Annotated in this window: 4 protein-coding genes; 3 read left to right on the top strand and 1 reads right to left on the bottom strand. The window is 62.7% G+C overall.

Going from position 1 to position 2,752, the window contains the following annotated elements; translation table 11 throughout:
* The first annotated feature begins 328 nt into the window (after positions 1-328).
* The 3 genes from WC739_RS25285 to WC739_RS25275 all read left to right on the top strand — a co-directional run bounded on the left by WC739_RS25285 (position 329) and on the right by WC739_RS25275 (position 2,179).
* Positions 329-706: a TIGR02301 family protein gene (locus WC739_RS25285; RefSeq protein ID WP_372955717.1), complete on the top strand. Its 378-nt coding sequence runs from the start codon at positions 329-331 to the stop codon at positions 704-706.
* Between the two features lie 361 nt (positions 707-1,067).
* The gene (locus WC739_RS25280) at positions 1,068-1,325 is read left to right on the top strand and encodes a hypothetical protein (protein ID WP_372955718.1); all 258 of its coding nucleotides are present in this window, start codon (positions 1,068-1,070) and stop codon (positions 1,323-1,325) included.
* Positions 1,326-1,393: 68 nt separating this feature from the next.
* Positions 1,394-2,179, top strand: coding sequence for a hypothetical protein (locus WC739_RS25275; protein ID WP_372955716.1), 786 nt, complete (start codon positions 1,394-1,396; stop codon positions 2,177-2,179).
* Positions 2,180-2,183: 4 nt separating this feature from the next.
* Here WC739_RS25275 and WC739_RS25270 read toward each other — a convergent pair.
* On the bottom strand, positions 2,184-2,752 hold a 569-nt coding region (locus WC739_RS25270; RefSeq protein ID WP_372955715.1), incomplete at its 5' end, for an amidohydrolase family protein.

The following is a 2,752-nucleotide window of genomic DNA, read 5'->3' as shown; positions in this document are numbered from 1 at the left end:
CCGGGGGCGACGCCGTGGCCAGCGACGACGCCGAGACCGCGGCGTTCTACACCCTCGACGACATGAGCGCCTTGCCGCTGGCCGGCTCGGTTTTCGCCGTCGCCGAGGAACTCCTCGGTGCGCGTCCAGCCCCCCGGACGCGGTCCTGAAAATCGCCTTGCGGGCGACAAATTGTTTCGCCAAAAGGACTTGTGCTGTTTGCCACCACGACGGGCCCACGCCGCTCGGAGCCGTTAGCCCAGACATAACGGCTACGCCGTTAGGCGGACCATAACGGCTACGCCGTTTGCCAGGCCATAACGGGTACGCCGTTAGGCGGAGAAGAACCATGAAACGTCGATCGATGCTCCTCGCAGTCTGCCTTGCCGTTAGCGTGGCCATCTCCACACGGCCCGCTGTCAGTGCGGAGGCGCCGTTCGAACCCGGCTTGATGCGGCTGGCGGAGGTTCTCGGATCGCTGCATTTTCTTCGCAATCTGTGCGGCGAGAAAGGCGACCAGTGGCGGGCGGAGATGGGAAAACTGCTTGAGTCGGAAAACCCGGACGCCGACCGGCGCGCCCGCTTCATCGCCAGCTTCAATCGCGGCTACCGTTCCTTCGGTGGAACCTACACGCATTGCACGCCCTCGGCGACCGAAGCCATCAGCCGCTACATGAAGGAAGGCGAAACGCTGTCGCGCGAAATCGCCTCGCGCTACGGCAACTAAGCGCTGCCAGCCGATCGTCGACAGTCACTCTGGTCATATTCGGCTTGTGCCGGGATCATATTCGGCTTGTGCCGGACATTTCTTGGTGCAATCGTGATGTGGCGATTCTGCAACAGTATTAACCAAACGTAACCGCCCCTGTGTGGAATTAACTCAAACTGAAGGTTTTCACCCCGCGGGCCGTTCTTATCGGCTAAGTTTGACGCGAACTGTAGGCAGGGTCACGCCGGCCAAGAGGATCTAGTCCGAAGTGACCCAAAAAATGTCTTATTTACAGATACTTAATTGCCACGCGTATGAAGTGGACAGATCAGGCCCGGTCCAAGACGACGGATCCGGCTTGAAAGGGTGGGCATCGCATATGGAACATGGTGTCAACGACATCGACGCCCTGGTCAGGGAAGAAAAGCGCCTGACCGCCGTTGAAAGCCACAACGAAGCATGGGCGGAAGGTCTCTCCGCCGGCATAGAGCCAGAGATCATTGCCGAGGCGGCGCTCGAAACCGCCTTCGGCGAGATGCTGCGGGCAAATGGCGAGACCTCGGCCCTTGCCCTGCTCGACCGCATGCGTGAAAAGGTGATTGCTGGCGCCTTCGAACCTGAACGGCCGCGGCACTGAACCCACGTCGGGTTCTTTGACGATATGCCGCTCGGGCGGGACGCCCGGAATCAAGGAGAAGCGGGCAAGTGACTCTTCCGATGTCAGGCAAGCCACGTGGCTTGGTCCTTTTCATCTGCTTCGCCGCCTGCTGCGCCACTATTCCCCTGGTGGCCTGGCTGGCAAGCAGCCCCGCCTATGCGTTGAGCGAAATCAAACGCGAGGAGCTGCCCTCCCCTGTCACGCCGCCGGCGGACGACGACATGGTGCCTGGAGGCGCCGTGCCGATGCCCGATCCGGTAGGCACTTCGCCCTCCACCAGCCAGCCGGCGGCTCCCGACGGGGCGCAGCCTGACAGCCCGGCGGATGGCGGTACGACCAGGCCGCGCGTGGACCCCGACACACCGGCTCCCGAGGTCGTCTACGATCTCGGCAAGCTGCCAGAGCCGGTGCGGCGCATGCAGGGCCTGATCGTCGAAGCCTGCAAGAGCGGCGACATCGAAAAGTTGCGCCCTTTGATCGGCACGGGCGATAGCATGACGCAGATCTCGCTGACCGATATAGACGGCGACCCCATCGCCTTCCTCAAAGGTCTCTCCGGCGACCCGGACGGCCAGGAGATCCTGGCCATCCTGGAGGAAGTGCTCAGTGCCGGCTATGTCCATATCGACGCCGGAACGCCGCAGGAACTCTATGTCTGGCCATATTTCTTCGCGCTGCCGCTGGACAAGCTCGACGCCAGGCAGAAGGTCGAGCTGTTCAAGATCGTCACCGCGAGCGACGTCGACGACATGAAGCAGTTCGGCGCCTATATCTTCTACCGCGTCGGGATCACGCCGGCGGGGCAATGGACCTTCTTCGTCGCTGGCGACTGAAGAGCTACGAAGACTGGACAGGCAAGGCCTCGGAAAACTCGACCGCCCTACCCTGGCTTGGCATGACGATCTCGCCTTCCCACATGACGCGGCGACCGCGAATAACGGTACCGATCGGCCAGCCGGTGACATCCTTGCCATCATAAGGCGTCCACCCGGCCTTCGAGCCCACCCGCGCGTTGGTGATGGTTTCGCGCCGCTTCATATCGACAATGGTGAGGTCCGCGTCGTAGCCGGCGGCAATGCGGCCTTTCCTGGCCATGCCGAAGATACGCTGCGGGCCATGGCTGGACAGGTCGACGAAGCGCTGCAGCGTCAGCCGGCCGGCATTGACGTGATCGAGCATGATCGGCACCAGCGTCTGCACGCCGGTCATCCCCGACGGCGAAGCCGGATAGGGCTTCCCCTTCTCGGCCAGCGTGTGCGGCGCGTGATCCGAGCCGAGCACGTCGACGATGCCTTGCGCGATACCATGCCAGACGCCATCGCGATGGCGCTTGTCGCGTATCGGCGGGTTCATCTGGATCAGCGTGCCGAGCCGGGCATAGTCGTCAGCCGACAGCGTCAGATGGT

It is taken from the genome of Mesorhizobium sp. (assembly GCF_041661565.1).
In the GTDB taxonomy this organism is placed as follows: domain Bacteria; phylum Pseudomonadota; class Alphaproteobacteria; order Rhizobiales; family Rhizobiaceae; genus Mesorhizobium.
The sequence above is the reverse complement of the archived record's forward strand: the minus strand, read 5'-3'. Positions and strand labels throughout refer to the sequence as shown.